Source organism: Planctomonas psychrotolerans, assembly GCF_008642235.1.
In the GTDB taxonomy this organism is placed as follows: Bacteria; Actinomycetota; Actinomycetes; order Actinomycetales; family Microbacteriaceae; genus Planctomonas; species Planctomonas psychrotolerans.
Window position 1 is genome coordinate 1707989 of record NZ_SJEV01000001.1, and the last position, 25136, is coordinate 1733124.

The 25136-nt window shown below is 67.5% G+C and carries 27 protein-coding genes; 13 read left to right on the plus strand and 14 right to left on the minus strand.

The window, feature by feature from the left end:
• Positions 1–9: 9 nt before the first annotated feature.
• The 3 genes from EY822_RS07735 to EY822_RS07745 form a co-directional block, all read right to left on the minus strand.
• Positions 10–1362 (minus strand): NAD(P)H-dependent oxidoreductase, encoded by a 1353-nt coding sequence (locus EY822_RS07735; protein WP_150307740.1) that lies wholly within the window; start codon positions 1360–1362, stop codon positions 10–12.
• A gap of 299 nt (positions 1363–1661) precedes the next feature.
• Positions 1662–2057 carry an SRPBCC family protein gene (locus EY822_RS07740; RefSeq protein ID WP_150307741.1) on the minus strand — a complete coding sequence of 132 codons (396 nt, stop codon included), beginning with the start codon at positions 2055–2057 and terminating at the stop codon, positions 1662–1664.
• A 355-nt stretch (positions 2058–2412) separates the two neighbouring features.
• Positions 2413–3279, minus strand: a complete 867-nt coding sequence (locus tag EY822_RS07745; protein ID WP_150307742.1) for an aldo/keto reductase — start codon at positions 3277–3279, stop codon at positions 2413–2415.
• A gap of 551 nt (positions 3280–3830) precedes the next feature.
• Between EY822_RS07745 and EY822_RS07750 the strand changes: the two genes are divergently transcribed.
• From EY822_RS07750 to EY822_RS07760, 3 genes are all read left to right on the plus strand, one after another.
• Positions 3831–4568, plus strand: coding sequence for an alpha/beta fold hydrolase (locus tag EY822_RS07750; protein WP_150307743.1), 738 nt, complete (start codon positions 3831–3833; stop codon positions 4566–4568).
• A 126-nt stretch (positions 4569–4694) separates the two neighbouring features.
• Positions 4695–5219 carry an AAA family ATPase gene (locus EY822_RS07755; protein ID WP_150307744.1) on the plus strand — a complete coding sequence of 175 codons (525 nt, stop codon included), beginning with the start codon at positions 4695–4697 and terminating at the stop codon, positions 5217–5219.
• A gap of 134 nt (positions 5220–5353) precedes the next feature.
• Positions 5354–5632 (plus strand): hypothetical protein, encoded by a 279-nt coding sequence (locus tag EY822_RS07760; protein ID WP_150307745.1) that lies wholly within the window; start codon positions 5354–5356, stop codon positions 5630–5632.
• 102 nt (positions 5633–5734) lie between these two features.
• Here the strand turns inward: EY822_RS07760 and EY822_RS07765 are convergent, their stop codons facing one another.
• The 4 genes from EY822_RS07765 to EY822_RS07780 form a co-directional block, all read right to left on the minus strand.
• Positions 5735–7198: an ABC transporter permease gene (locus EY822_RS07765; protein WP_227497123.1), complete on the minus strand. Its 1464-nt coding sequence runs from the start codon at positions 7196–7198 to the stop codon at positions 5735–5737.
• The gene (locus tag EY822_RS07770) at positions 7195–7659 is read right to left on the minus strand and encodes a hypothetical protein (protein ID WP_150307747.1); all 465 of its coding nucleotides are present in this window, start codon (positions 7657–7659) and stop codon (positions 7195–7197) included. Before EY822_RS07770 ends, EY822_RS07765 begins: the two co-directional genes overlap by 4 nt.
• A 183-nt stretch (positions 7660–7842) precedes the next feature.
• Positions 7843–8466: a DUF6518 family protein gene (locus tag EY822_RS07775; RefSeq protein ID WP_150307748.1), complete on the minus strand. Its 624-nt coding sequence runs from the start codon at positions 8464–8466 to the stop codon at positions 7843–7845.
• 125 nt (positions 8467–8591) lie between these two features.
• Positions 8592–9185 carry a hypothetical protein gene (locus EY822_RS07780; RefSeq protein WP_150307749.1) on the minus strand — a complete coding sequence of 198 codons (594 nt, stop codon included), beginning with the start codon at positions 9183–9185 and terminating at the stop codon, positions 8592–8594.
• Between the two features lie 479 nt (positions 9186–9664).
• Here EY822_RS07780 and EY822_RS07785 point away from each other — a divergent pair, with 479 nt between their 5' ends.
• Entirely contained in the window at positions 9665–10372 is a 708-nt protein-coding gene (locus tag EY822_RS07785; RefSeq protein WP_227497124.1) for a dTMP kinase, read from the plus strand.
• A gap of 172 nt (positions 10373–10544) precedes the next feature.
• On the opposite strand, the gene EY822_RS07790 is transcribed toward EY822_RS07785, so the two are convergent.
• The 3 genes from EY822_RS07790 to EY822_RS07800 form a co-directional block, all read right to left on the minus strand.
• Positions 10545–10976, minus strand: coding sequence for a hypothetical protein (locus tag EY822_RS07790; RefSeq protein WP_150307750.1), 432 nt, complete (start codon positions 10974–10976; stop codon positions 10545–10547).
• Between the two features lie 286 nt (positions 10977–11262).
• Positions 11263–12258: a protein kinase family protein gene (locus EY822_RS07795; RefSeq protein WP_150307751.1), complete on the minus strand. Its 996-nt coding sequence runs from the start codon at positions 12256–12258 to the stop codon at positions 11263–11265.
• Positions 12259–12319: 61 nt separating this feature from the next.
• On the minus strand, positions 12320–13354 hold the full coding sequence (locus EY822_RS07800) for a LacI family DNA-binding transcriptional regulator (RefSeq protein WP_150307752.1): 1035 nt from the start codon (positions 13352–13354) through the stop codon (positions 12320–12322).
• Between the two features lie 137 nt (positions 13355–13491).
• Here EY822_RS07800 and EY822_RS07805 point away from each other — a divergent pair, with 137 nt between their 5' ends.
• From EY822_RS07805 to EY822_RS07815, 3 genes are read left to right on the plus strand one after another with little or no spacing between them, the layout of a single operon-like run.
• Positions 13492–14841, plus strand: coding sequence for an NAD(P)H-dependent oxidoreductase (locus EY822_RS07805; RefSeq protein WP_150307753.1), 1350 nt, complete (start codon positions 13492–13494; stop codon positions 14839–14841).
• Positions 14838–15788, plus strand: coding sequence for an NAD(P)-dependent oxidoreductase (locus tag EY822_RS07810; RefSeq protein WP_227497125.1), 951 nt, complete (start codon positions 14838–14840; stop codon positions 15786–15788). Before EY822_RS07805 ends, EY822_RS07810 begins: the two co-directional genes overlap by 4 nt.
• A 7-nt stretch (positions 15789–15795) precedes the next feature.
• The gene (locus EY822_RS07815; RefSeq protein ID WP_150307754.1) at positions 15796–16356 is read left to right on the plus strand and encodes a DUF3817 domain-containing protein; all 561 of its coding nucleotides are present in this window, start codon (positions 15796–15798) and stop codon (positions 16354–16356) included.
• Positions 16357–16469: 113 nt separating this feature from the next.
• On the opposite strand, the gene EY822_RS07820 is transcribed toward EY822_RS07815, so the two are convergent.
• Positions 16470–16967, minus strand: coding sequence for an SRPBCC family protein (locus EY822_RS07820; protein WP_150307755.1), 498 nt, complete (start codon positions 16965–16967; stop codon positions 16470–16472).
• Positions 16968–16978: 11 nt separating this feature from the next.
• Positions 16979–17392: an ArsR/SmtB family transcription factor gene (locus EY822_RS07825; RefSeq protein WP_150307756.1), complete on the minus strand. Its 414-nt coding sequence runs from the start codon at positions 17390–17392 to the stop codon at positions 16979–16981.
• A gap of 189 nt (positions 17393–17581) precedes the next feature.
• On the opposite strand from EY822_RS07825, the gene EY822_RS07830 reads away from it, so the two are divergent.
• From EY822_RS07830 to EY822_RS07840, 3 genes are read left to right on the plus strand one after another with little or no spacing between them, the layout of a single operon-like run.
• On the plus strand, positions 17582–18349 hold the full coding sequence (locus EY822_RS07830; RefSeq protein WP_150307757.1) for a CHRD domain-containing protein: 768 nt from the start codon (positions 17582–17584) through the stop codon (positions 18347–18349).
• 23 nt (positions 18350–18372) lie between these two features.
• Complete coding sequence (locus tag EY822_RS07835; RefSeq protein WP_150307758.1) at positions 18373–19110, plus strand: class F sortase; 738 nt, start codon at positions 18373–18375, stop codon at positions 19108–19110.
• A 37-nt stretch (positions 19111–19147) separates the two neighbouring features.
• Positions 19148–19726: a hypothetical protein gene (locus EY822_RS07840; protein WP_150307759.1), complete on the plus strand. Its 579-nt coding sequence runs from the start codon at positions 19148–19150 to the stop codon at positions 19724–19726.
• Between the two features lie 47 nt (positions 19727–19773).
• Here EY822_RS07840 and EY822_RS07845 read toward each other — a convergent pair whose 3' ends face one another.
• Positions 19774–21111, minus strand: a complete 1338-nt coding sequence (locus EY822_RS07845) for an MFS transporter (protein ID WP_227497126.1) — start codon at positions 21109–21111, stop codon at positions 19774–19776.
• A 136-nt stretch (positions 21112–21247) separates the two neighbouring features.
• On the opposite strand from EY822_RS07845, the gene EY822_RS07850 reads away from it, so the two are divergent.
• From EY822_RS07850 to EY822_RS07860, 3 genes are all read left to right on the plus strand, one after another.
• Positions 21248–22105: a LysR substrate-binding domain-containing protein gene (locus tag EY822_RS07850; RefSeq protein WP_150307760.1), complete on the plus strand. Its 858-nt coding sequence runs from the start codon at positions 21248–21250 to the stop codon at positions 22103–22105.
• 149 nt (positions 22106–22254) lie between these two features.
• On the plus strand, positions 22255–23739 hold the full coding sequence (locus EY822_RS07855) for an amino acid permease (RefSeq protein WP_150307761.1): 1485 nt from the start codon (positions 22255–22257) through the stop codon (positions 23737–23739).
• A gap of 29 nt (positions 23740–23768) precedes the next feature.
• The gene (locus EY822_RS07860) at positions 23769–23984 is read left to right on the plus strand and encodes a hypothetical protein (RefSeq protein ID WP_150307762.1); all 216 of its coding nucleotides are present in this window, start codon (positions 23769–23771) and stop codon (positions 23982–23984) included.
• A gap of 113 nt (positions 23985–24097) precedes the next feature.
• Here EY822_RS07860 and EY822_RS07865 read toward each other — a convergent pair whose 3' ends face one another.
• Positions 24098–25111, minus strand: a complete 1014-nt coding sequence (locus EY822_RS07865) for a Gfo/Idh/MocA family protein (protein ID WP_227497127.1) — start codon at positions 25109–25111, stop codon at positions 24098–24100.
• Positions 25112–25136: the final 25 nt, after the last annotated feature.

The window sequence follows — 25136 nt, forward strand, 5'->3', positions numbered from 1 at the left end:
CTATGCCGGTCAGGACAGTCCGCCGGCGCGGGCCTCCGTCTCGAGTTCGCGACGCACCTGCACGGCGACGAGCGACTCGTCGGCGTCAATATCGTCCCATGACACGGTGCTGTCCTTCGCCACGTCGCGGATGAGCTTCGCGCCGTGGGCGAGCCCGAGGGGGAGCGCGTTAGCCTTTAGCGAGGTCGCGGCCGGCGCGAGCTTGCCGAACACCGTGTAGCCGCCCTCGCCGTCAAGACGGTCTCCGGCGCGGAGATCCTTCTTCGCGGTGGTGACCACGTCGCCGTGGAAGCCGGTGGAGCCTCCCGTCGCCTCTCCGCGGAGCACCGCGGAGGCGATGCTCACCCCGAGTTCGAGCCCGATCATGTGGTACGGGCGGTAGAGCGAGCCGTACCGTCCGGTGGAGTCGGTGTGCATCCCGTATTCGGCGAAGCACTGCACGGCGTAGTCGGTCTTCGCCTCGAACGTCACGTACACACCCCAGCGGAGGTTGCGGGGAACCTCCGTGCCGTCCCGGTACATGCTCGACGCGATCTCCACGGTTCCGCGGCGGCTGAGCTGTCCGCCCACCGCCTCCTCGCGGAAGATCGTGGGCAGGTCGTCCACGCTGGCGGGCGGGAAGGAGAGGCCGTGCTCCTGCGGGAGCAGCCCGGTGCCGTTCGCCACGGCGGCCATCTCGATCGCCGACTTGGTGCCGTCGAGGAACGAGTTGAACATCTGCGGGTTGTAATCGCCCGACTCGAGCTGCTCGGCGCTGAAGCCGTAGTAGTCCCACACCGTGTCCGGGGTGGAGTAGTTGTACTCGGGGAGGTACTTCGTTCCCTTGCCCGCGGCCACCACGTCGAAACCGACCGTGCGGCACCAGTCGACGAGCTCGCAGATGAGGGCGGGCTGGTCGCCGTAGGCCATCGAGTAGACGACGCCGGCGGCGGCGGCGCGACGGCTCAGCAGCGGGCCGACCATGCAGTCCGCCTCCACGTTCACCATGATCACGTGCTTGCCGTTGTCGATCGCGGCGATGGCGTGATTGGTACCCACGATCGGGTTGCCGGTGATCTCGAGGATGACCTCGACCTCGGGAAGCTGGATGAGCTCCATGGAGCTCTCCAGCAGGTGCGTCCCGCCGGTCTTGAGGGCGTCCTGCAGGCTGCTCGCCGCATAACGCTCCTCCGGCCACCCGGTGCGCTGCATCGCGCCACGGGCCTTGGGCAGGTTGATGTCCGCGACTCCGACGACGTGGATGCCCTCGGACGACAGTGCCTGGGTGAGGAACATCGACGCGAACTTGCCGGCACCGATGACACCGACGCGGATCGGGCCGGATGCGGCCGTGCGCTTCTGCAGCAGGGAGAAGAGATTCAAGGAACGGCTCCGTTCTGTTGATGATCTGATGGTCAGACCAACGCAGCCAGCGTACCTGCCCAAATCGCCGCCCGTCAATGCCCAGCGCCGAGAGCGCATCCGGAGAGTGATGCGGGGGAGCCGGCCGCCTACTCGTTCCTGACATGGGGATGTCGAGGGCGATCGTGCATCGGCGACTTCGTGACCTTCAGAGAGCGGAGCGGCCCGGGTGCGGACGGCCGACGCGAGCGCGCTGGTTCATCTCGAAGTGGCTTTGATCGCGCGGCCGTGAGTGTGCGGCAGGGGAGTCCCAGTTGACGCTAGATCCGCTGATGGATTCTGAGTTCCAGTCTCTCGAGATCGGCTGCGACCATGTCGATGTCTCGGGCGAACTCGTCATCATCGAGCTCTATCTGACGAACCGTGAAGATCACTTCAGCTCCATCGGGATGCGGCAGCACGCGAACAGAATTCGTCACCACCGTCCCGGACGGCAGCGTCACGTCATGGTCGAGGACGCCGAAACGGTTCCGCTCGACGAACCGAACTTCAACCTTGCCCATGGGCGAATCCACAAGCAGTGTGTCACCGTCGCGAACGACCTCAGCCCGCGCGAGCCCAGCCGCCCACCGTGGAAGATTGCCCGGGTCCGACGCGTACTCATAGACGACATCCGGCGATGCCTTGATGACTCGGCTGACGTGATGGCTCCTCATAGCGTAAATCGTTCCATCGCTGAGCAAGCAAAGAGCGTGACGCGCGGGCGGGCTGGGAACGGGACACTCTTCGGCGGTCGCGCGCAGGGTGTCTCTTCGAGAGCCGGTTGTGGACTGCGGCGATGAATGGCAACCTTCCGCGGCCCTCAGTGGCAGATGAGCACCAGTCACCACGATTTGCTAAGCCCTTGCATCGGATATTGCTGCGCGAGGTCGTCATCGATGCCTCACCACAACACAGCGCTCCAGCGTCTCAGAGGTCGGAGACGCTGCAGTGCCGCTGACCGGTCCGCCCGCGATAACTTCGGACGTGCGGTGCCCCGCGGGCCGACACCCCACGGCGGGCCGGCTGACCCTACCGCGCGGCGGCGAACTCCTCCGGGAAGCCGTTGAAGTGGTCGGGGTGAAAACCGGTGCGCCCGTCGCGGTCGAGCGACTCGATGGACGCCATGTCGCCGTCCGACAACTCGAAGTCGAGAATGTCGATGTTGTCGCGCATGCGCGCCGGGGTCACCGACTTGGGGATGACGACGATTCCCAGCTGCAGGTGCCAGCGCAGCACGACCTGGGCCGGGGAACGCCCGAGTCGCTGCGCGATATCGGAGATCACGGGGTCCTTCAGCACCGCGCCCTGAGCCAGCGGGCTCCAGGCCTCGGTGAGGATGCCGTGCTGCGCGTGATACGCCCGTAGTTCCTTCTGCTGCAGGTACGGGTGGAGTTCGATCTGGTTGATGGCCGGCACGACGGCCGAGGCCTCCGCCACCTGATCCAGGTGGTGCACGAGGAAGTTCGAGACTCCGATGGCCCGCGCCCGACCGGCGGCGTGGACCTCCTCGAGTGCGCGCCAGGACGCCAGCATCTCGCCGCGCTTCGGGCAGGGCCAGTGGATGAGGTAGAGGTCGATCTCCTCCACGCCGATGCGTTCGAGGCTCAGGTCGAAGGCGGCCAATCCGCTCTCGTAACCCTGGTCGGGGTTCGCCAGCTTGGTGGTCAGGAAGACGTCGTTCCGGTCCAGTCCCGATGCCGCGAACGCTTCGCCGACGCCCTGCTCGTTGTCGTACCGAGCCGCCGTGTCGATGCTCCGATAACCGGCTTCGAACGCCGATCGCACCACTCCTTCAGTGTCTTCCGGCGGCACCTGGAATACGCCGAGGCCGATCTGCGGAATAGTGGCACCGGTGTTCAGGGTGAGTCGGGGGACTGACGGGGTGTTCGTGCTCATGAAGGCTCCTCCGGTGTGTCTGGCGCCGCAAGCGACACCAGCGTCGAGAATGCGAGTTTAGTGGCGTCCATGGTCCCGGGCGTTCGGCCCCGGTGCGAGGCGCCGACGAGGAGGTGGACGTAGCCCGCTCGCGACCTCGAACCTTCCAGAGTGGAGTGCCGAGCAGTCGCAGAGGTGTCCGCGGTGCGTCGGTGCCGCGGCTGCGGGAGGCGTGGGACAGGTTGGACCGGACATGATGCTGAACATCACGCACGGCAGCCGCATGTCCGGGCTGATGGTGTACTCGCCGGTGACGGCCGGTCCAAAGAGCAGACGGGGCAGCACCTCGTCGCGGGGGCGAGGTCCTGATGGACATCACCCCAGGGCTCCCGAAGACGGAGACGATCGCGCAGGCGGTAGAAGCCCCGCACTGACGCGGGTCGAGTCCGGGTGAAGTGCTCTACGAGCGGATCGAGTCCTCACAATCTTCACCTCGACCCTTCACCGGACGCCGAAGGGCATGTCTCGTTCAGCGACACGCATGCCATCGCGCTGGCTCCTATCGTTGGCCCATGACTCACCTGGACGTGAACGGCGCAGCGCTGGCCTACCGGACATCCGGCACAGGCCCCGCTCTCTTGGCCCCCGAGTGCAACTACTCGTGGACGCCCGAGGTCGAAGCGCTGATGGCGAAGCACTTCACCCTCGTGGTCGCCACACCACGCGACTACGGAACCAGCTCCCGCCCAGGGGCGCCGTACGACCCGCACGTCTGGGCGAGCGACATGCTCGCGGTGATGAGACACCTCGGACACGAATCGTTCGCCGTGTTCGGGTACTCCTTCACGGGCGCATTCGGGCCCTGGCTCGCCCTCGAGCTCGCCGAGCACGCAGCTGTCACAGCGGTCGCGTCCGGCGGGTTCCCCCTGCTCGGCGACTACGGCATCACGTCCCAGGACGTCGACGGCCAGATGGCGAAGATGGAACAGGACGAAGACCTCTGGGCCGAACTCGGCACGCGGTTCGACCTCCGTGCCGGCGCCGCCTTCTACCGGCAACTGGCCTCGCTCCCACCCAACGCGCTCGTGGACCGCTCGCCCTGCCCGCTCTATTGCTTCTGGGGAGACCAGGACGTCGACGCGGTCGAGATGATCATGCCGCACGCGGAGCTCGCCGACGGACTGACCCGCCGTGGGATCCCGTGGACGCTTCACCCCGGCATGGACCACGAAGGCCTGAGCGCCGACCTCGCGGTCGCGTGGCCCGACGCGGAGAAGTGGCTCCTGGCACAGGCAACCTTCGGCCCATAGCCGGGCCCCACCACGTTCGTTCAGTGACCCCTATCTCAGGCTCCGGGTGCGATGCCGCCTGAACGATGAATCCTCGGGCGTCCGGTGAACGATCGTTCCCGGCCGTTGGTCGATAGTGTGCACCGCATGACTCTGGCTCTCATGTGCGGCCTTTCCTTCGCGGGCAAGAGCACGTTCGCTGCCCAGCTCGCCAGCGAGTTGGGTGCTGACCTGATCAGCCTCGACCTCATCAACGTCGAGCGTGGCCTTCACGGTGGTCAGGGCATCCCGGTGGAGGAATGGGCCGAGACGAATCGACTCGCGAATGATCGCGCCCAGGACTCTCTCGATCGAGGGCGTCACGTGGTCGTGGACGACACCGGGTCACCGCGGTTCATCCGGGACCGGTGGAGATCCGTCGCGGAAGCCCATGGCGCGCCGTTCGCTATCGTTTGGGTTCGAATCGACGCGGCCTTGCAGCGCGAGCGCGTTCTCGCGAACAGATCAGAGCAGGAACGCCCCGACGTCATCGACGCCGTCCTCGCTGAGCACGCTGCAGCCTTCGAGTCGCCCGTCGACGAAGCACCGATCGTGATCGACGCCCGAGCGACGCGGGATCCCGAGCAGCTCCGCGTCACTGCACGTGCGGTACTGGCAGCAACGAACTCCTGATCCGTGCACGATGATGGACGTTCTCAGCTCGATCTCCGCACCTCGTTGACACGGATCCGCGAATCGTGACTGGTCTCGGTGCTACCAGCGATAAGTGGCCTCGACGACGTTTCCCGGTAGTAACGGCCGTATGCATGGCGGTAGCGATCATGTCCCCATTCATGCCATCGATGATCGCCGGGGATGACTACATTCCCTTCGGTTTAGAGTTCGTAAGTCCGTTTGTCCTTGGCGCTATCGGGGCAGTGCTGTCAGTGCTTGATCGCTCACTCGACGAAGACACCCGCCGAGGTTGGGCGGCTGCGTCCTTCCTCACAGGGCTCCTCGCGCTCCCGGTGGTAGCGGCCGTTGCCGGCTTGATCGAAGCGATTGAGTGGCGCATCAATGGGCCGCCGCTGGGGATCTGCGTGTGACGGCGTTCCCGGAAGCCGTCGCCATCGGTGCCTGCGCCCCCTTCCTTGGGTGAGCCCCTATCGCAGGAGCCGGACCGGGCCCGGGTCGGGTCTCGGGAGATGTTACGCGTCCCGAAGAGCCTCGATCGGTGTGGTGCGGGTGGCCCGGCGTGCGGGGGCGAGGGCGGCGATCACCGTCACGGCGGTTCCGACCACGAGCAGGGCTGCAATGAGGGTCGGGGGCACCACCGGCGCGATCATGCCCCCGGAGCGGATCGATCCCAGCAGGGACTGCGCTCCGGCCCAGCCGTAGACGATGCCGAGCAGGGTGCCCAGGATGATGGATGCGAACGCGATCTGAGCCGCCTCGACCGTGATCATCGCCCTGACCTGCGTCACATCGAGACCGAGGGTCCGGAGCAGTCCGAGTTCTCGGCGGCGGCGTCGCACGCTCATGGTCAGGTCGTTGACCAGTCCGACCGCGGCGATGAGGATGCTGAAGCCGACCAGTCCGCCCGCGACGAGGCTCGTCGTCCTGAACATGGTGTCGATGCCCTCGTAATAGGTCGGGTCGGCGTCTGCTGCGCGGATGATGAGCCCTCGGAACGTCGCCAGCCCGACCGATAACGTCGCGACGAGTGCGACCCCCACGAGGATCCCGACGAAGGAGCGAGTGCTGATCTCGGGGTGGCGGGAGCTGTTAGCCGACGCCAGCCGTGCCGGTAGGCTCCGGTTCGTCATGCGGCCGACCAGCCGGAGGATCGCCGGCACGAACAGGTGCGCGCCGAACACCACGCCGCTGAGAGAGACGACTCCGCCTACCAGCGCGACGAGGACGCCGAGGATCTGGCTCTGCCCGAGGACGATCCCGCCGACCAGCGTGGCTGTGCCGATGGCTGCGCCGACGAGAGCGATGCCGGTCCGCACCGGCCGTCGACCTTCTTCGGCTGGCATTTCCTCGGAGGCGCCGAGGGCCTGCAGCGGTGTCACGGAGAGAACCGTGCGGGACCCCGCCCACCCGGCGGACACGGTAGCCACAACGACCCCGCCGACCGGGAGCAGGAGGGAACCGTCGAAGAATCCGTAGGGGAGTGGCGGGAGGACACCTCCCGCGATGAGGCCTCTCGTCAGGACGAGGGAGGAGCCGAGGCCGAGAAGAGCCCCGAGACCCGACCCCATCGCTCCGACGAGGAGGCCCTCGCGCAGAAAGGAACGACGAAGGCCGCGGGCGGATGACCCGAGGAGGCGCATCAGCGCGATCGTGCGTACGCGGGACTGCACGATGGAAGCGAAGGTGTTCGTCGTCACTATGGCTCCGACGACGGTTGCGATGACGACGAAGACGATCGCCGCCATCGTGAGGAGCACGCCGACCGTCGAGCTCGGGCCGGTGACCGGGTCGGCCTCGACGGCCTGAGAGAGGACATGGGTCATCATCAGCACGATCACGCCGAACCCGGTACCTGCTGCGGTGACGACGATGCTCGGTCCATGACCGTGCAGTCCAGGCGGCTTTCCGACGCTATCGGTTCTCCGCGGGATGCCTGCGCCCGGTGGGGAGGCGGAGAGCACGTCCCGGATCGTCATCGTGCGGGCGAGGATGCGGTCGCCGCCGGGGGGGCGGCCGCCGGGTCCTCCGTGACGGGGGTCCATCCGTACCAGCCGTCGGGGCTCACCATCACCGTCCAGTCACCGCAGGAGAAGACGGTGTCCCCGTCGGTGCCGTAGACGTCGGGGGCACCAGCGATTTGCATCGTCGGTGCGGACAGGCGGGGGGTGGTGGTGCAGAGATCCGCGTCGGGTTCCTCCGCACTCGTCAGCAGAATCGACGTGGCGTCACCGTCGCGGGCCTGCACTCGGGTGATGGCCGTCGCATCAGTGGGGATCCAGCCCGGGATGTCACCCGCCATCGAATCGTGCGAGTCGAATGTCGTCGTCCTGGTCTTGTACACGGCGTCATTGGTCATAGTGCATCCGGCCAGGGTGCTGGCGACGAGGAGAGCCGCCATGGTGGTGAGGATCGTGCGGGGGAGGGGCGCAGTATTCATCGTGGTGTCTTTCGAGTAGCAGGACCTGAGGCCTGACGGCTGCTCCTGTTCTCAGGCGCAGGACCACCGTAGGAAGACACGCAACCGGTAAGCGTCCGCCCTCAGGGGTATCAACGATCTCTCCCGGGTGATCTCGGGTCATCCTCGAAGAGCATGCCGACCGTTCAGGAGACGTACGGGTTCTCAGATGGCAGCGAACAGCAGTGTGAACGTAGCGGCGCCGATGGCGGTCAGCGCCACCGCGAGGACGCGGTCCCGCGGCCGATCGAGCCGACGAAGGACCACCCAGGCAAGGATCCCGACACCGATCACGATGCTCAGCACCCAGTAGAGCCACCCCGTCGACTCGACGACCCGGAGCAGACCCCATATGCCGTCACCGATCATGACCGCGGCCACCACCGCGACACCAGCCGCCCGGAGAGCGCCCGAAGCGGAACGCCAGGCGAATCCGGCGAGTCCGATGACCGGGCCGGCGAGTGTCGCCACGGCGAAGTAGAAGTCGCCGGGTCCGTACGAGTCCGGGAATCCGCGCAGGGTCGAGACGATCACGTAGCCCTGGAGCAACGTATGGAAGACCACCAGCCCGAGACCGGCGGCGATCCACCACCGGCGCGCACTCCGCCACCGGGTGCAGACGGCGGTCACGACGAAGGCCAGCAGCGTCCAGCCGCTGTTCGAGTTGGCGAACGGTCGCAACCCATCCGGCAGATACTGCTGCCCGAACGACGTGGCACCCCCGAGCAGCAGGCCGAGGACTGCACCGAGTAGCCACCACGCGAGCGCATGTCCGACGTAACGTCCCATGTCTCGAGGATTTCAGCGGCGAGCGCGCCCGGCGTCGCCCTGCAGGAGGACATCGGCGGGGCGAAGACGGGTCCGAAGAGGGATGCCCACACGCTGGCGCCGCGCTCCGTATCGAGGTGGCTACGTCACGTCGATGACGGGTTCATGTGCTTCCGTCCGCCAGCGAAGGCGCCCAGGGTGTAGGCGAGCAGCAGTACCGACATGGCCACCCCGCAGCCAACAGCTGCTACCAGAGCGCTGGTCCCAGTTCCGACGAGTAGGCCGCCAGCGCCCAAGGCCATGAGCGTTCCGCCGAGGGTGTAGAACATCCGCTCCTTGAATGCCCACGCGAAGGGAACGAAATGCAGCCCCACCGCGAAACCGATCAGCGCGGGCCGGAGCTCAACGTTCCCCGCCTCTTCGAGCCACCGTCCGCCAGCGGCGATCACCACGAACTCGATGACCACGCAAGCGACGTACGTTCCGATCTGCCACGCACGCGGAGCAAGAAAGGGACCGAGAAAGCGCGGCGCCGCGAATAGGAACCACAACGTGGCGCTCACACAGGCGATGCAGAGAAGGCGCACCGCGACAACCAACGGATCGCTGAATCCTGTCGTGTAGGAGAATACGAACACAACCGCACCGATGAGCCCGACGACGGTCCCTATGCGGCGGGGGTCGGCGAACGGTGGGGGAGCGGCGTGCGCGCGCGCGCGCGGAGCGGCATCAGCGGTCATCGGTGTAGCTTCTCAGACACCGTGGCGTATCGCGGTCTGGATCGCCCGGATGTTCGCGCCGAGGGATTGGTCGAACAGATGGCCGTCCGCGAGTGACACCGCTCCGTGAACACGCCCCGGTGTCCTGAGTACGTCGGAGTAGAGCGAAGCGACCAAGCCTCGAATTCGTCGGGCGTTCGGGCTGGACGCGCGGACCAGCAGTGGCGGATAGCTCACATCTTTCCTGCAGTTGAGTGACCGCGAAGGTTCCACCCTCGAGGGCCGCCAACCGCACCCTCTCACGTCCTCAGGCGGTCTTCGTCACAAAGTTGAAGTGAGACGAGACGAGAAGAGGGTGGCGGCGCACAGTGCCCGAAGCTTGTCAGCCGTTCCGGAGTCGTCGTTATCCGCCAGATAGACGTGCAGGAAAGGGGGGACGTGTCCGGAGCGGGAATCGTGCGGCAGGTGTTGCACAAGCCGCGTGTCGTACAGTACGGACGATGGAGACACTCGGGCATGACGTCGTGCCGACGACCCCGCGCATGGCGGCTAATCGCCCTGGACGAGCGGGCCTGACATCCGCGGAACCGGAGGAGAGGATGCGCGCGGCACGACCCGGCGATCTCACTCCTCGAAGCTCCGCGAGCATCGTGCTTCTCGGCATTGACGGGGTCGGAAAGACGACCACGGCGGAGGCGGTCGCTCAGGCCGCGCGGGATTCGGATACGCCGGTTATCGTGCTGCGCAATCCTGCTGGTCGCCGTTGGTTGGGACGTGTATCAGCGCGATTCGAGATTGAGCTACCCGTGCGCTGGACAGATCGATTCGAAACCGTGGTGAGGACTGTCAACGTCCTCGCCTCGAAAGTCCGGGCCTGGCACAGGGACGGCTTGGTGATCATCGACCGCCACCTCGTCTGCCAACTGGTGCTTCGACAGGTTCGCGGACTGCCGCAAGGTCGCTTCTTGCCGTGGATGGCGCATGCGTTGCTGGGCGCGGACACCGTCGTGGTGCTCGACGTTCCGGCAGAGGTCGCGTATGAACGAATCCGAGCCCGCGGGGAGGACTCCGAGTCGCTGGACTTCCTCCGTGCTACCAGAGCCGCCTATGTGGAGATGGCCCAGAATCAGGGGTGGGGTGTCGTCGATGCGACAGGACCTACCGACGCCATAACCCGACACATCCGGGAAATCACGGGCCCCAGATGATCCGCGTCCGGCTGGAGTGCGCGTCAATCGACATCATTTCCACCGATGAGCATCGCGCAAACATCGCTGCGCCAGTACCTCCTAGGAGAACGCCCGGCGCACCGAACTCCGGCGTCGCAAGCAAGCCCACTATCGGTCGGCTGATTCGCCCTCCGAGCGGTGCCCTGAGCGATCACCTCGTCGATGTTCTCCTCAGCATCACCAGCACTCCCAGTCCCGCCATGGATACGAGGACCAGAACGCCACCTACCGTTGCGGCCGGCCAATCGGGTGGTCCGTCGCGAAAGAAGAGGGTCGAGCCCAGGATGCTGCCCACTCCCAGCGTGAGGCTGGTGAGCAATGTCGCGACGGTCGGCTCAAGCCAGCGAGGAGTCGAGTCACGGCGAGGCTCCTGCGGTTCACTGCTCGTCGGAGGGAGCCGATGATTCGCCGCGAGGTGACGCTCCCGAATTTCGATCCCGATGATGGGTCCCCACATCAAAGCGGTGGACGAGGTCGTGTTGAGGACATCCGACAGGGCGATCGACACGACGATGGACAGGATCGCGCCGGCTACGTACCACCACGGGATGAAACCGCTCGTCTCGGTGATTCGTCGGACCATGACCGTTCACTGTACAACTGACGCCGCTGCGCACCCCACGGTCCTTTCATCATCGCGGGCGACCGTTCGATTTCTCCCTACCGCTCTGGCAGTATCACGTTTCGAGTGATTGAGCAGAGCGATACGAGGTCGACGCAGGCGCGTTCCGGACACGGCGCTTCCAGTCAACCGCGAGGGTGGAAGTAATCGTGCACGTCGGCGCCGCCCCCGACGTCACCGACTGGCGCCGCGCTGTTTGGCGCTCCGTCCCGCCGACGACCGACTCCGCTCGATGCAGCGCTGTCGTCTACCAGCGGACGGCGGCGTACGCGTCTCGCTGGTCGGACAGCAGGTGCAATGCTGTGCCCGGCGGCGGGGGCCCGTCGAGGAAGGCCACCTGGCAACGCGCGTTGTACGCCATCGTCCACGCGACGGCCGCCGAGGCCTGCTCCTGGTCTTTCTTCGTGAACGGACGGGTCCGTGCCTGGTCGTAGTCGATCAGGAAGGCGCGGACCTCGTCGGGCGAGGGGAGGTCCTGCGTGGCGACTCCGCCGTCGGTAAAAGCGGCAGCGGCGAATCCGGCGATGTGGGGCTCCGGACCGGCCACCAAGTCCCAGTCGAAGGTGCCGACGAGTTCGGTTCCGTCGAATCGGGCGTTGCCGACGTACCAGTCCGCATGACCGACGGCAGAATCGTTCCCCTGTCCCTGTCGTAGCATCTCCGCCATGGCCGCCGCGAAGTCATCGAGCCATCCGAACCCGTCCGGTGTTCGGGTGAAGTCGAAGATCGGATCATGCGGGATCGGCCACGGCCCGTCCTGGTAGCGGCACCACGCCGGGCCGGGGCCGGCCGACGCGGCGATATCCGGCCACGCTCGAAGCATCTCCACGTGCTCGGCCAGACCTCGGGCAAGAGAAGCCCGGACCTCCGGGATCCGTGCATCGGTGTGAGAACCGACCGTGATCAGTGCCTCGGTCGTCAGGATCAACCCCTCGAAGTCGGCGCTGTCGCAGACCGGTGCGGGGCACGGGAATCCCTCGGCGGAGAGGACTCGCTGGGCTCGGATGGTGGCGAGCCTGGCGGTCAGGTCGACAGGTTGGCGGTGCGCCTTGATGAGAACATCCCGCCCGTCGCTGAGATGAATAGCCCACACCGCGTCGACGCGACCCGCCCGGAAGATCACCTCTTCGATACCCGACCCGACCCGAGCCCGCGCGTAGGCGTCGAGGGTGGACCGGATGCGATCCGCGCGATCCGTCGAGAAGATGACGCGTTCCGTACCTGACACACCGTCCGAAGCCATGCCTGAGCCTAGGCGCAGTAGGGCGCCGGTCGGTCCCTCGGACCGAGCGACGGGCTCCACGTCAGTTCGACGGAACGCGTGCGGCGGTGGGCGCGGCGGTGCTCGAGCGCACCACGAACTCCGCCTCCACCATCAGGGTGCGGCCCGCTGTCGCATCCGGTTGCTGGGACAGAGCGAGGTCGACCGAGTGCGCGGCCAACAGCTCGGTCGGCTGTCGCATGATCGTGAGAGCGGGCGCGAACAATTCGGTCCAGGGATTGTCGTCGAAGACCACCACCGAGAGCTCGCTCGGCACCTTCACTCCGGCCTGACGGAGGCGTCGTAATCCGCTCACCGCCTGTGCGGTGTTCGCGAGGATGATCGCGGTGGGCGGATCGTCGCGCTCGAGCAGGCTGCCCATCGCGTCGGCGCCCTGGTCGCCGCGGAAGGGGATGTTACGCAGCAGTTCGGACTCCGGTTCGATGCCGTGGGCGGCGAGGGTGGCGAGATGGCCGTCGGTGCGCGAGCGGCCGGTGGTGGTGGAGAGCGGACCGGAGACGAATCCGATGCGACGGTGGCCCAGTTCGAGCAGGTGCTCGGTCGCCTCGCGGGCCGATCGTTCGTTGTCGATGCTCACCACGTCGGCGAGCGGAACGCTGTCGAGGTACCGATCCACGAAGACGACGCGGGTCTGCAAATCGCCGAGGTGCTGCCAGGCGCCGGCGTTGGTGGCGGTCGGGGTGGCGATCACACCGCTCACGCGGCGGGAGGCGAGGGTGGCGAGCGCCTCCTCCTCGAGTCGCGGGTCCTCCTGGGTGGTCATCAGCACGACCTGCACCCCGCGCGACCTGGCCTCCCGCACCACGCTGTCGGCCAATCGGGCGAAGAACGGATTGGTGACATCGGCAAGGAGGAGGCCGATGGTGGAGGTCGGGCCCGACTTCAGCTCGCGGGCCGCCACGCGCGGTCGGTAGGAGAGGTCCTGCATCGCCTGCAGCACACGCTGCCGCGCCCCGGCCGAAACCGGTCCAGACCCGTCGTTGAGCACCCGGGAGACGACGGCGATGGATACCCCCGCGGCTGCCGCTACATCGCGGATGGTCGCTGGCTTCGTCATGTGTCCCCGTGTCGTCGTTGGTGTCAGCCTACTTCACTCGGCACTGTGGTGTAACAAAGTGGAATCGGTTACACTCGAACCATCGACTTCCGGATCGGCACCCGCCGACACCGGCCCACCGACAGAAAGCTCCCCCTATGAACCTGCACGCCCTGTTACGCCAGCGCGAAGACGCCGGAACCCCGATCCGAGTCGGACTCATCGGCGCTGGTCGCTTCGGCACGATGTACCTCGCACAGGCGCGAAACATCCCCGGGGTCCACGTCGTCGCCATCGCCGACATCAACGTCGATCGCGCCAAAGGCGCGCTCTCGCTGGTGGGCTGGCCCGATGAGGCGTACGCCGACAACATCCAGGCCGCGCTCGCCGACCGCACCACCACGATCGTGTCCGACGCCACGGAGCTGTTCTCGTCCGACATCGACGTGATCGTGGAGGCCACCGGCAACCCGATCGTGGGCATCAACCACGCGCTCGCCGCGATCGAGACGGGCAAGCACATCATCATGGTGACCGTCGAGGCCGATGCGCTCGCGGGTCCCGCGCTCGCCAAGCGGGCGGAAGCCGCGGGCGTGGTCTACTCGCTCGCCTACGGCGATCAGCCCGCCCTCATCTGGGAGCTCGTCGACTGGGCTCGTGCCAGCGGATTCGACGTGGTGTGCGCGGGCAAGGGCGCCAAGTACCTCAGCCACTACCACGAGATGACGCCGGACAACGTGTGGGAGAACTGGGAGTTCTCGAAGGAGCTCACCGACTCCGGTCAGCTCAACCCTTACATGCACACGTCGTTCCGCGACGGCACCAAGGCGTCGATCGAGATGGCGGCCGTCGCCAACGCCGCTGCGCTGCTGCCCAGCGATGGAGGTCTCACCTTCACTCCGGGCAATCTGGAGGAGATCGCAACGGTGTGCCGTCCCTCCGCCGTCGGCGGGGTGCTGGATCACGAAGGCACGGTCGACGTGATGTCGAGCGTGACCCGCGACGGCGAATGGATCCCTCACAACACCCAGGAGGGAGTGTTCGTGGTGGTGAAGGCGACCAACGACTACGTGGCAGGCTGCTTCGACGAGTACCCGTGGCACCCCGATCCCACCAAGCAGTACGCCGCGCTGTACCGCCCGTATCACTACGTGGGACTCGAGCTCAACATCTCGATCGCCAACGCGGCACTCCGCGGCGTCCCGACCGGCGCACCCGCGGGCTTCTATGCTGACGTGGTGGCCACCGCGAAGAAGGACCTCGCCGCCGGAGACGTGCTCGACGGCGAAGGGGGCTTCACGGTGTGGGGCAAGCTCGTCTCGGCGCAGACCAGCGTGCAGAACGGATACCTTCCCGTCGCGATGGCGCACCATGTCACGTTGAACAACGCCGTGGCCCGCGGTGAGTCGGTGCGCTGGGAAGACGTGCAGATCGATGAGAGCCTCGGCAAGGCGCTCGAGCTGCGGCGCGAGACCGAAGCGCTGGTGGCGGGCCCGGCGCTGGTGTGAGCCGACCGGTCTCGCTCCTCGGCCTCGGCGGCATGGGTTCGCCGATGGCCGAGGTGCTCGCGCGGGGTGGCGTCGACCTCACGGTGTGGAATCGCACCGCCGGTCGAGCCGCCCCGTTCGCGGCACTCGGTGCCACCGTCGCGGCGACTCCGGCCGACGCCGCCGGACCGGTCGTGCTGACGGTGCTCACCGACTCCGCCTCGGTGGACGCGGTGATCGACGGGTCGGACGGCCTTCTCGCGGGGTGGGAGCGCCGAGCGGTGTCGAGCCCGATCCTCGTGGTGATGGGCACCGTGTCTCCTCCGGCGATGCGCGACCTCGCCGCCCGGTTGGCGCCCTCGGGTGTGCGCGTCGTCGATGCGCCCCTCAGCGGGGGAGTGATCGGTGCGGCGGAGGCTCGCCTCAGCGTCATGGTGGGGGCCGACCCGGCTGACTTCGCCGAGCTGCTGCCCGTGTTCGAGATCCTCGGCAAGGTCGTGCGGCACCTCGGCCCCGTGGGGTCGGGGCAGCTCGCCAAGGCGTGCAACCAGCTCATCGTGGCGGCGACCATGACCGCCGTCTCCGAGGCGATGCTGCTCGCGCGCGAGTCCGGTCTCGACCGCGCGGTGCTGCTCGAACTCCTCTCAGGCGGACTGGCGGGCTCCGAGGTGCTCCGCCAGAAGGGTGAGAACTGGGTCACCGAGAGCTTCCGGGCCGGCGGGTCGGCGGCGAATCAGTTGAAGGACCTGAACTTCGCGCTCGCCGCCGCCGAAGAGGGTCAGGTCGAACTTCCGCTCTCCCGCACGGTGCACGGACTGTTCACCGATCTCATCGCCGCGGGCGACGGCGGCCTCGACCACTCGGGCATCTTCCGCGCTCTCGAGCGGCTCGCATCCGGCTCCCGGCGAGACGCGTCCCGGCGAGACGCCGGGCCGGACGAGGAAACGGGGCACGCGCCTGCCGGATAATGGAGGCATGTCCCGCCGCCCCGCCTCAGACTCGATCGCCGGAACAGCCTGGACGGGCGGAATCGACGGAACGGGTGCGAGTGAGCGGACCGGGCGGCCGTGGGCGTCGCCTCGGGGGCTGTACCGCACGGTGGCCGTTGCCGAGGCGATCACCTGGGCGCTTCTCCTCGGCGGAATGCTCATCAAGTACGTGCTGGTCGGCGGCGAGCCCGGTGACATCGCGGTGCGCGTCGGCGGGTTCCTGCACGGCCTGGTCTTCCTCGCCTACGTGTTCACCGCCGTGCTCGTCGGACTGCACCAGCGCTGGGGAGCACGGCTCACCGCGCTCGCCGTCGGCACCGCGGTCGTGCCGTTCGCCACGATCCCGTTCGACCGGTGGTTGGAACGCCGCGGTCTGCTCCACGGGGCCTGGCGCCGCGAGGCGACGGACGATCCGCGCGATTTCGCAGGGACGGACCGCCTCCTCCGGTGGGCGCTCAACCACCCGGTGCTCCTCGTGCTCGGCTCGGTGCTTGGCCTCGCGGCCGTGATGACGGTGCTGCTGCTGATCGGACCGCCCGGACGCTGACCGAGCCGGACGCTAACGGAGCCGGACGCTGATCGAGCCGGCCGCTGACCGAGGTCGGTCCATGGCACGGCACCCGCCGCGGCGCGTCGAGCAGCCGCGGCGGGCGAGCGGCGTCAAATCACCGGCTGGGACGCGAGGATGGCGTCGATCTGGCCGATCGCCTCCCGCATGCCCTCCTCCATGCCCATCTGCAGCATCTGTTCGAGGGACTCCGCGTTCGCGAAGGTGCTCACCACCGTCATGCGGGTCTTGCCCGCAACCTCCTCCAGAGTCACCACGCCGTGCGAGGGTTCCGCGAAGTCGGCGGGTTCGCCGTTCTCGTCGGCGAAGCCATCGGTGAACTCGATGCGGTGCGGCGCGTCGATCGCGTCGACCGTCCACCAGCCTCGGAACAGCTCCCCGTCCGGGCCGGTCATGTGATACGCCGACCGACCACCCACCACGAAGTCGTGGGAGTCGAACGTTGCGGGATAGGTGGGCGGGCCCCACCAGCGCTCGAGCTGGCGGGGGTCTTCCCAGAGCTGCCAGACGCGTTCGACGTCGGCGTCGAACTCCGCCACGAACGTCATCGACAAGGTGTCGACATCTCTCTTCGATTCGATGAGGGGCATGATCCTTCTCCTTACTTCTGAGGGGGTGGTGTGTCTTCTACGGATTGCGCGAGCGTGGGTGCGGGCGGTGCGGAGGGGGGATCCTCGGCGAGGATGTCCTCGATGGCGGCCGTGCGCCGCCGCCACAGATCTTCGTAGCGGTCGAGGAGCCGAGTGACCAGGCGCAGCATGTCGGGGTTCCCATGCACCAGCTGCTCCCTTCCGCTCCGCACCTTGGTGACGAGCGACGCGCGCTCCAGCACCGCCACGTGCTTCTGGACTGCCGCGAAGCTCATGGTGTAGCGCTCCGCCAGTTCGGTGACCGAGGCCTCGCGCTGGAGCACTCGGTCGACGATGTCGCGCCGCGTCGCGTCGGCCAGCGCCTGGAAGACGCGGTCCACGTCCGCGGCGGACAGTTCGCTGTCGAATCGCTCACCTACAACCATTTGGTTGTACGTTAGCGCACCCGCGATCGGCGCACAAGAGCGCACCCGCGATCCGCGCACAAGAGAGCAATTCGAAGCGCGCTCCTGTGCCAGGCGCGAACACGACCAAACCGCCGGGGACGGTGTTCCGAACGGATCAGTGCGTTCCCAATGTCGGGTTCGTGACGCACACCAGTGAGGACCGATTCCATGAAGAAGACGCCATTCCTGATCATCCCCGCTCTGGCCCTGGGAGCCGCGGTACTCACCGCGTCGCCCGCGCTTGCGGCAACGGATGACAAGTCCTACCAGGCGACGCTCGATGCCATCAACGGCAGCAACGCGAGCGGAACCGCTATGTTCACCGTGTCGGGTGACCAGATCACCGTGAAGCAGCAGGTGAGCGGTCTGGCCGCCACCTTCAACGACGCACCGTACCCGCACGTGCAGCACATCCACATCGACGCCATGGGCGTCTGCCCCACCCCGGACGCCGACACCAACGGTGACGGGGTCATCAGCACCACCGAGGGTGGCCCGTCGTACGGCGGCATCGGCACCACGCTCTCCACGAGCGGTGACACGAGCCCGGCGGCCGGAACCGATCTGACCCTGGCCGGCATGGGTTCCGACTACACGTATGAGCGCACCTTCACGCTCAACCCCGAGACCGCCGCAGCGCTCGACGCGGGAACCGCAGTCGTCGTGGTTCACGGTCTCGACCCGGCCACCCTCTCGCAGGCAGCGCAGGATGCGCCGAGCGACCTCGTGCCGTCCCTTCCGCTGGCCGCTACCTCGCCCGCACTCTGCGGTGAGGTCGAGGTCTCGCAGATGGACATGCCGGTCGGCGGTGCCCAGACCGGTGGCGGCGGAAGCGCCACGAACACGGACGCGGGCATGTACGCGCTCGGTGGGGGACTCGTTCTCGCAGCCGGCGCCACTGTTCTCGCCCGCCGCCGCGTGCTCGCCGGCCGCTGACTCGAACTGAGGCAGGAAAGCACATGATGAAGAACAACCGCCGCGGTAGCCTGCTGGCTGCCGCGGCGGCGGTTCTGCTCGCCGCCGGTGGCACGGCAATCGTTCTGGGCGCAGCCGGTACCGATGGACCGCCCGCCATCCCGACGTCTTCGCCGACGGTGGCCGCCGAAGCTCCCACCCCCGCCGAGACGCCGGAAAATCCGGCACCGGTGGCCGAAGCCGAGACACCGGAGCCCGTGATCCCGGCGCCGACGACGACACCCGCCGCACCCGAGCAGCCCGCCGATACGGTGCTCGCCCCGGCCACCCCGCTGCGGCTCAGCGTTCCCGCCATCGGCGTCGACTCCGAACTGATGCACCTCGGCAAGAATGCTGATGGCACGGTGGAAGTTCCCCCGCTCGGCGAGTATTCCCCGGCCGGGTGGTATCGCGGCTCTCCGACGCCGGGCGAGGTTGGACCCTCCGTCATGCTCGGTCACGTCGACTCGGCCGCCGGACCGTCGGTGTTCTACCGGCTCGGTGACCTGCGACCCGGGGACGAGGTGTCGGTGACCCGTGAGGACGGCACGATCGCCGTGTTCACCGTCGACCGACTCGAGCAGTACGCCAAGGACGAGTTCCCCACCGTGGCCGTCTACGGCAACACCGACGATGCACAACTCCGACTCATCACCTGCGGTGGCGACTTCGACCGCTCGATCGGGCACTACGTGGACAACATCGTGGTGTTCGCGTCGCTCACGTCGACCACGTCCGCCTGACGCAACCGCATCCACAACGCCTAGCGAGGACCCGCTCATGATCCGACGACGCACTCCCCCCATCCCGCCCCTGGCCGCGCTGGTGCTCAGTGGGGCGCTGCTGCTCACCGGGTGCGCCGCGCCCGCGTCCAGCGCGACCCCGGGCGCCCCGGCCGCGGCCGACGCCGCGTCCGGCCACCACACGACGGCCGACGCCCCGTCGGAGGCGGCTCGGATGATCTGCAGCCCCGAGATCCGCGAGTCGATCGCTGCGGCCCTCGGCATCGACGAGACGCCCGAGCCCACCGACACCTTCACCAACGGCGTGTACACCTGCACGTATCCGCTCGCAGAGGGGGACCTCGTGCTCTCGGTCATGGAAATGGATGACGCCGCTGCGGCCGAAGCGCACACCGCCGAGCTGCTCGGCAGCTTCGATTCCGCGGAGGAGATCACCGGGCTGGAGAACCTCGGCCTGCCGGCGTTCCGCACGGACGACGGCGTCGTCGTCTTCGCGAAGGACGACGCGATGCTGCAGGTCGACGCCAGGAACACGTCGCCAGCGTCGCTCTCGCCCTCCGCGCTCGCCTACCGGATCGCGACGAATGTGCTCGCCTGCTGGAAGGCGCACCACTAGGCGCCTGCGCCTGCCCGTGCGCTGGTGCGTGAGCGGATGCGCCCGCGCTAGGCCGTGCGACCGTCCGTGGTGACGATTCGCACCTGCGGCAGCGACCGACGGATCCGCAACGCGAGCCGCAGGTGACCGCGGCGGGCGAGCACCAGGCCCACCACAACGGCGGCGAGCACGGGCACGCCACCGGCGAGCACCATCCCGGTGTGCACGCCGAAGCGTTCGACGATGAAGCCCACGAGCGGCCCGCCGAGGGCCTGCCCGCCCAGCAGCAGCAATACGTAGAGCGACATGACGCGCCCCCGGATGCCCATGTTGGAGGACATCTGCACGAGGGAGTTCGCCGCGGTGAGGAACGAGAGCGTGGCGAAACCGACGGCGATCAACAGGGCCGAGAACACCGCGATATTCGGTGCGAAGCCCGCCGCGGCCGTGAATAGCCCGGCGGCACCCGCCGCGCTCACCACCGTGCGCAGCCGGATGCCGGCGCGGCGGGTGGAGGCGAGGGCGCCGGCCAGTGAACCGACCGCGATCATCGTGTTGAAGAATCCGTACCCGCCCGCGCCGACATCGAACACCTCGCTCGCGTAGGCGGCGAGGAGCACGGGCATGGTGAGCGCGAACACGGAGAAGAACGCGATCAGTACGAGCGTCCAGCGGATGGCGGGCTTACCGAGCGCGTAGCTGATGCCCTCCCGCAGCTGACCCTTCGAGGCGGGAGAGGGCGGAGTTGCGATCAGAGCCGACGTGCGAATGCGGAACAGCGTGGCCACCACGATGGCGCAGGCGAGCGCGTTGATGGCGAACGACCAACCGGCGCCGACACTCAGCAACAGGACGGCGCTCACGGCGGGCCCGATCATCCCGCCGAGTTGGAAGATCGACGAGTTGATGCTGATCGCGTTGCGAAGGTGCTGCGGTCCGACGAGCTCGTTCACGAACACCTGGCGCGCGGGATTGTCGATCACCGTGACGAGCCCGATCGCGAAGGCGAGCACGTAGATGTGCCACACCTCCACCACACCGGTCAACGTCAGCACGGCGAGCACAACACTCAGCACCGCGAACATGCTCTGCGTGGCGATCATCAGCATCCGCTTGGAGCGACGGTCCACGATCACGCCGCCGAGGAGTCCGAACAGCAGCATCGGTGCGAACTGCATCGCCACGGTGAAGCCCACCGCGGCCACGCTGTGCGACAGCTCGAACACGAGCCAGTCCTGCGCGATCCGCTGCATCCAGGAGGCGGTCATCGCCAGGAGGTTGGTGGACGTGAAGAGACGGAAGTTCGGCACCCGCAGGGCGGCGAGAGTGTCGCGCCACGGCGGACGCTCGGTCTGCACGGGAATGGAAGCGGTGGGCGGGAGGTCGTTCGGCAGCGTGCGAGTCACGAGAGAGAGGTCCTGAAAAAGCGTCAAATGAGTTACGTATAGGTCTGATCTCTTCCAACCGTAAGCGCGTAGGGTTTATTCGATCAGTGAATGACGCCTATATCTGTCATTACGTTTCCGAATGAGTGGGGGAGCGATGTTCGATCCGGTTCTGCTGCGAACGTTCCTGGCGGTGGCCGAGACGCACAATTTCACCTCCGCCGCTGCCCGTCTCGGCATCAGTCAGCCGACGGTGAGTCAGCATGTCCGCCGCCTCGAAGAGGCTGCGGGTCGCATCCTCGTCTCCCGCGACACGAGGGAGGTGAATCTCACCGACAACGGCGATGCGATGGCGGGATTCGCCCGCACGATCCTCGCCGCGCACGCGTCGGCCGAGAGCTACTTCACGGGATCGGCGATGCGCGGGCGCCTGCGCTTCGGTGCCGCCGACGATCTGGCCCTCACGCAGCTCCCACGCATCCTCCGTCACTTCCGACAGCTCTACCCCCGCATCAACCTCGAACTCACGGTGAACCAAAGCACCCGGCTGCATCGCCAGCTGAAGTCGGGGCAGCTCGACCTCATCTTCATCAAGCAGACCCCCGAACCGAACCCGGAGGGAATCCTCGTGCGTCACGACGACATGGTGTGGGTCGGCCAGGAGAAGACGGTGATCGAGACGGGCGCGCCCGTTCCGTTGATCGCCTACCAGGGTCCGAGCATCAGCCGGCAGATGGCGATCGACGCGCTCGAGTCGGCGGGCCGCACCTGGCGCATCACGTGCAACGTGCGCGAGGTGAACGGGGTGCTCGCCGCGGTGCGCGCGGGCATCGGAGTGGCCGTGTTCCCGCACTCGCTCATCCCGGACGACCTGGTGAAGGTGACCAACCGCTTCGGACTTCCGGCGCTCGGCGGCGTGGACTTCACGCTGCTGTCCAACCCCCTCGCGGCGAAGGAACCGGTGGACGCGCTCGTCTCGGCGATCGTGGGCAGGAACCTCAGCCGGTCCGCCTGACGGGGTAGTGCGCCGCCCTCCGATCCGGGGCGCATAGAGGAGTGCAGAGAAACGGACGTCGATGCGCTCCGCACCCGCGGCGATGAGCCTTCCCGGGACTACACTCGGCGTCGCGAGACGCATCGTCTCCGAACGAAACGGATGCGCAGATGAGCCTGTTCCGCACGAAAAGCATCGAGGCGTCGATCGCCGACTCCACCGAGGAGGGGCGCTCGCTGAAGCGCTCGATCGGCACCTGGGACTTGATGCTCATGGGCATCGCCGTCGCCGTCGGCGCCGGGATCTTCTCCGTGGGCGCGAGGGCCGCCGGCGACTTCGCCGGACCGTCGGTGATCCTGTCGTTCCTGCTGGCGGCCGTCACCTGCGGCCTCGCCATCATGTGCTACGCCGAGTTCGCGTCCGCGGTTCCCGTGGCCGGCAGCGCGTACACCTTCACCTACGCCACCATGGGCGAGCTTCTCGCCTGGATCATCGGCTGGGACCTCATCCTCGAGATGCTGACCGGCGCCGCGGTGATCGCCAAATACTGGGGCATCTACCTCAGCGACGTGTTCGAGATCGCCGGACTCGGCGTACCCGACACCATCTCCGTGCTGGGCCTGCAGGTGAGTTGGGGGGCATTCCTCATCGTCGCCATCTTCACCACGCTGCTGGTGCTGGGAACGAAGCTGTCCTCCCGGGTGGGCAGCATCTTCACCGTGCTGAAAGTGGCCGTGGTGCTGTTCGTCATCGTGGTCGGGGCTTTCTTCATCCGCGTCGAGAATTACACGCCGTTCGTGCCCCCGTCACAACCGACGGAGGGCGGCGCCGCCGATGTGTGGGGACAGTCGTTGTTCGCCTGGGCCACCGGTGCGGCGCCCGCGCAGTACGGGGTCTTCGGCTTGCTGGCCGGCGCGTCGCTGGTCTTCTTCGCCTTCATCGGGTTCGACGTCGTCGCCACGTCGGCGGAGGAGGTGAAGAACCCGCAGCGCACCATTCCGCGCGGCATTTTCGCGGGCCTCGCGGTCGTCACGGTGCTCTACGTGCTCGTGACGCTGGTGCTCACCGGCATGGTGCCGTACACCTTCCTCGCCGACGCCGAGGACCCGTCGCTCGCCACGGCGTTCGTGGAGGTCGGCGCGAGTTGGGCGGCGCAGGTCATCTCCCTCGGCATCCTGCTCGGCCTCACGACCGTGATCATGGTGCTGCTCCTCGGCCTCGCCCGCGTGGTGTTCGCCATGAGCCGGGACGGACTGCTGCCCCGCGTGCTGAGCCGCACGAGCGAGCGGCACAAGACCCCGGCGCGCATCCAGATCCTCGCCGGAGTCATCGTCGCGCTGATCGCCGGACTCACCGACGTGGGCGTGCTCGAGGAGATGATCAACATCGGCACACTCTCGGCGTTCGTGCTGGTGAGCGTGGGGATCGTGGTGCTGAGGCGGAACCGCCCCGACATCCACGCCGCTTTCCGGGTGCCGTTCTCGCCCTGGCTGCCCCTGCTCTCCGCTGCACTGTGCGTGTGGCTGATGCTCAACCTGACCACCCTCACCTGGGTGCGCTTCCTCGTGTGGCTCGCGATCGGCTTCGCCATCTACTTCCTCTACGGTCGGCGCCATTCGATGCTCGCCACGTCGAGCCGCGCTCTGGACGCCTGACCCGTCGTCGGTGCGGCTAGGGTACCGGGATGGTGGGTTTCAGCTTCTTCTCGGCCGTCTACATTGCGGTGCTCGTCGCGCTTGTGGTGCTCGTCATCGTGCTGATCCTCGCGCTGATCCGGCTCGCGTACGCGGCGCGAGCCACTCTGCTCGCGACGACGCGGCTGCAGGAACTGCGCGCCGACCTCCTTCTCGCCGACGGTGGTGGCGCAACGGACGTGCCGACGGATGACTCCGTCGCGTGACCACTCCGTCGCCTGACCACTCCGTCGCGTGACCGCACAGTCGCTCGTCGGCGGATGTCGGAGCTGACGCGGGAGCCGTCCCCGTGGGGATGGCGCGCGGGACCGGCGATGGTTCAGGGGCGGGAGGCTCGTCCGCGTTCATGCCGATCGAGGAGCGCCCGGATGTCGTCGCAGAGCACGAGGTCGCGCAGGGCGTCGGCGGGCGGATTGAGCAGTTCCCCGGGATGGGATTCACCGGCGCGGCGTGCCTGCACCGCGCGGGCGAAGGCCGCCGCCTGGCGGGTGAAGCCATCGCCCGGGCTCGTTCTCACCTGAGGCTGGTGCCCCGAGCGCAGGAGCTGCAGCTGTCCGCCGTCGAGGTCGCCGGGGGAGATCACCAGGGCGCCGGCTGTGCCCACGATCGTTACGCCCCAGTCATCGAGACCTTCGGGGGAGACGTAGGACGCGGTCATGGAGGCCACAACGCCGCCGGGGAATTCCGCCACCGCGACGCACGTCTCCGGGTCGACGCTGCCCGGTCCGGTGACGCGTTTCACGTTTCCCGCCGCGCCGATCATGCGCGCTTCGCCGAGCAACCACCGCAACGGATTGAGGAAGGCGTAGGACAGGTGGGTGACCAGCATGCCGCCGCTCTGCTGCTCGTCGTAGTACCAGCTGCCGACGAGCTGATCGAAACCGGCAACGGAACGGACGCTCACCAGTTCGCCGATCGCCTTATCCTCGAGCAGCTGTCGAGCGTCACGCCAGACCTTCTTGTAGCGAGCCTCGTAGCCGGCCTCGACGATCAGCCCCGTCTCGGCGCTTCGGCGGAGCAGCGCCTTCCCCGAGCGGGTATCGGACGCCAGCGGACCACCGACGAGCACGTCGATGCCCGCATCGAGAGCGCGGAGAGCGACGGTGTCCTGCACGCGGTGAGGCAGCGCGACGATCACCGCGTCGAGCCCGGCATCGAAGAGGCGGTCGGTATCCATCGCTTCGGCGCCGGGAAAGAGCGATGCCAGCGAGCCTGCGCGCTCGGCCCGACGCGAAGCGACGGCCACGATCCGGGCGTCGGTCGCCGCCGTGATCGCCTCGGCGCGGATGCGGGCGAGCGCGCCCGACCCCGCGATACCGACCCTCAGTGGCACAGTGTCTCCGTTCGCCTCGATCCCC

Excerpts from the sequence above, each read along its gene's own strand:
- EY822_RS07815 (WP_150307754.1), top strand. The coding sequence starts at position 15,796 with ATGTCCCGCCGCCCCGCCTCAGACTCGATCGCCGGAACAGCCTGGACG.
- EY822_RS07850 (WP_150307760.1), top strand. The coding sequence starts at position 21,248 with ATGTTCGATCCGGTTCTGCTGCGAACGTTCCTGGCGGTGGCCGAGACG.
- EY822_RS07765 (WP_227497123.1), bottom strand. The coding sequence starts at position 7,198 with ATGACGATCCGGGACGTGCTCTCCGCCTCCCCACCGGGCGCAGGCATC.
- EY822_RS07800 (WP_150307752.1), bottom strand. The coding sequence starts at position 13,354 with ATGACGAAGCCAGCGACCATCCGCGATGTAGCGGCAGCCGCGGGGGTA.
- EY822_RS07860 (WP_150307762.1), top strand. The coding sequence starts at position 23,769 with ATGGTGGGTTTCAGCTTCTTCTCGGCCGTCTACATTGCGGTGCTCGTC.
- EY822_RS07775 (WP_150307748.1), bottom strand. The coding sequence starts at position 8,466 with ATGGGACGTTACGTCGGACATGCGCTCGCGTGGTGGCTACTCGGTGCA.
- EY822_RS07785 (WP_227497124.1), top strand. The coding sequence starts at position 9,665 with ATGGAGACACTCGGGCATGACGTCGTGCCGACGACCCCGCGCATGGCG.
- EY822_RS07745 (WP_150307742.1), bottom strand. The coding sequence starts at position 3,279 with ATGAGCACGAACACCCCGTCAGTCCCCCGACTCACCCTGAACACCGGT.
- EY822_RS07790 (WP_150307750.1), bottom strand. The coding sequence starts at position 10,976 with ATGGTCCGACGAATCACCGAGACGAGCGGTTTCATCCCGTGGTGGTAC.
- EY822_RS07835 (WP_150307758.1), top strand. The coding sequence starts at position 18,373 with ATGATGAAGAACAACCGCCGCGGTAGCCTGCTGGCTGCCGCGGCGGCG.
- EY822_RS07825 (WP_150307756.1), bottom strand. The coding sequence starts at position 17,392 with ATGGTTGTAGGTGAGCGATTCGACAGCGAACTGTCCGCCGCGGACGTG.
- EY822_RS07750 (WP_150307743.1), top strand. The coding sequence starts at position 3,831 with ATGACTCACCTGGACGTGAACGGCGCAGCGCTGGCCTACCGGACATCC.
- EY822_RS07840 (WP_150307759.1), top strand. The coding sequence starts at position 19,148 with ATGATCCGACGACGCACTCCCCCCATCCCGCCCCTGGCCGCGCTGGTG.
- EY822_RS07830 (WP_150307757.1), top strand. The coding sequence starts at position 17,582 with ATGAAGAAGACGCCATTCCTGATCATCCCCGCTCTGGCCCTGGGAGCC.
- EY822_RS07740 (WP_150307741.1), bottom strand. The coding sequence starts at position 2,057 with ATGAGGAGCCATCACGTCAGCCGAGTCATCAAGGCATCGCCGGATGTC.
- EY822_RS07760 (WP_150307745.1), top strand. The coding sequence starts at position 5,354 with ATGGCGGTAGCGATCATGTCCCCATTCATGCCATCGATGATCGCCGGG.
- EY822_RS07820 (WP_150307755.1), bottom strand. The coding sequence starts at position 16,967 with ATGCCCCTCATCGAATCGAAGAGAGATGTCGACACCTTGTCGATGACG.
- EY822_RS07770 (WP_150307747.1), bottom strand. The coding sequence starts at position 7,659 with ATGAATACTGCGCCCCTCCCCCGCACGATCCTCACCACCATGGCGGCT.
- EY822_RS07795 (WP_150307751.1), bottom strand. The coding sequence starts at position 12,258 with ATGGCTTCGGACGGTGTGTCAGGTACGGAACGCGTCATCTTCTCGACG.
- EY822_RS07780 (WP_150307749.1), bottom strand. The coding sequence starts at position 9,185 with ATGACCGCTGATGCCGCTCCGCGCGCGCGCGCGCACGCCGCTCCCCCA.
- EY822_RS07805 (WP_150307753.1), top strand. The coding sequence starts at position 13,492 with ATGAACCTGCACGCCCTGTTACGCCAGCGCGAAGACGCCGGAACCCCG.
- EY822_RS07755 (WP_150307744.1), top strand. The coding sequence starts at position 4,695 with ATGACTCTGGCTCTCATGTGCGGCCTTTCCTTCGCGGGCAAGAGCACG.
- EY822_RS07855 (WP_150307761.1), top strand. The coding sequence starts at position 22,255 with ATGAGCCTGTTCCGCACGAAAAGCATCGAGGCGTCGATCGCCGACTCC.